Origin of the sequence: Pseudomonas sp. MD195_PC81_125 (assembly GCF_014060985.1) — a bacterium.
GTDB classification, from domain to species: Bacteria; Pseudomonadota; Gammaproteobacteria; order Pseudomonadales; family Pseudomonadaceae; genus Aquipseudomonas; species Aquipseudomonas parakoreensis.
Map to the genome: position 1 here is coordinate 1 of NZ_JABULD010000386.1, position 1,639 is coordinate 1,639.

The window sequence follows — 1,639 nt, forward strand, 5'->3', positions numbered from 1 at the left end:
CGAGACTTCGGCGAGCATCGCTTGTTCGCTGGATTCGATCAGCTTCCACTGGCCGAGGTCGAAGTCGTTTTTCTTGATGATTTCCTGCAGCGAAATGTTCGCGGGCGCGCCGGAACCGATGCCGTAGATTTTCTTGTCGAATTTGTCCGCGTATTGGTTCAGGTCGGCAAAGTCATGCACACCGGCATCCCACACATAATCCGGGACGGCCAGTGTGAATTCGGTGCCGTCGAGGTTCTTCGCCAGTTGCGTGACGTCACCGGTGGCGACGAACTTGTCGTAGAAGCCCTGCTGCGCCGGCATCCAGTTGCCGAGAAAGACATCCACCTGGCCGTCCTTCAGACCGCCGAAGGTGATCGGCACCGCGAGGGTGTCGACCTTGGCCTTGTAGCCCATGCTGTCCAGCAGAAACCCGGTGATGGCGTTGGTCGCGGCGATGTCACTCCAACCCGGGTCGGCCATTTTTACGGTGTCGCAGCTTTGCTCGGCAAATGCCGAGGCGCTGCCCAGAGCCAGCAGGCCTATCGTCAGTGCTGTGGATAACTTGCGCATGGACTTCCCCTTACATTATTGGTTTTTGGCAGGGTTGTGGATAACGGGCCTTGCGTTCCAGATCGTCGAGGTCGATGTGGTTGCGCATGTACTGCTGACTGGCGTCCACCAGCGGCTGGTGATCCCAGCTCTTCAGCTTGCCGATGGTCAGGGCGTCGGCGACAAAACGACGACGGCGCTGGCTGGCGAGGACCTCGCGGTGAATGGCCGGCATGTCCCACTTGGCCCGCGCTTCGGCGAGAAAATCGTCGAACAGTTGGCGATGTTGCGGTGACTGGCTGAGTTCTTCGAGTTCACGCGGGTCGTTGTGCACATCGAAGAGTAGGCAAGGGTCGCTTTCGCTGTAGATAAATTTGTAGGCGCCGCGGCGGATCATCATCAGCGGGCTGACCGTGCCTTCGGCCATGTATTCGCCGAACACTTCGTCATGCCCGCCCTGCCCTTGCAGATGCGGCACCAGGGAGCGGCCGTCCAGCGGCAGATTCGGTTCCAGGCTGCCGCCGGCCAGTTCGACGAAGGTCGGCAACAGGTCGGCGGTGGAGACGGCCGAGCTGACACGGCCCGATTTGAACTGACCGGGTGCACTTATCAACAGGGGCACGCGAGCGGCCATCTCGAACCAGTGCATTTTGTACCAGAGGCCCTTCTCTCCCAGCATGTCGCCATGGTCGCCGGAGAAGACAATGACGGTGTCGTCCATCAGCCCACAATCTTCGAGGGTTTTCAGGAGTTTGCCGACGTTGGCATCGATATAGCTGCAAGCACCGAAGTATGCGCGCCGCGCGTCGCGGATTTTATCCACAGGCAGTGGCTTGTCCCACAGGTCATAGACCTTGAGCAGGCGTTGCGAATGTGGATCGAGGGAATGTTGATCAGGCGTCGTCGGAAGCGGGATATCCGCGTCGTCGTACAAATCCCAGAACGCCTTGGGAATGGTGTATGGGTCGTGTGGGTGCGTCATCGACACGGTCAGGCAGAACGGTTGGTCGCCGTCCTCGCGGATGTGATCGAACAGGTATTGCTGGGCCTTGAACACCACCTCTTCGTCGAAGTCGAGCTGATTGGTGCGCACGCACGGCCCGGCCTG

The 1,639-nt window shown here is 59.7% G+C and carries 2 protein-coding genes; both read right to left on the minus strand.

All coding sequences use genetic code 11. The features are described from left to right. On the minus strand, positions 1 to 552 hold a 552-nt coding region (locus tag HT737_RS15865; RefSeq protein WP_308809990.1), incomplete at its 3' end, for a glycine betaine ABC transporter substrate-binding protein. A 10-nt stretch (positions 553 to 562) separates the two neighbouring features. After that, on the minus strand, positions 563 to 1,639 hold a 1,077-nt coding region (gene betC, locus HT737_RS15870), incomplete at its 5' end, for a choline-sulfatase (protein WP_182403212.1).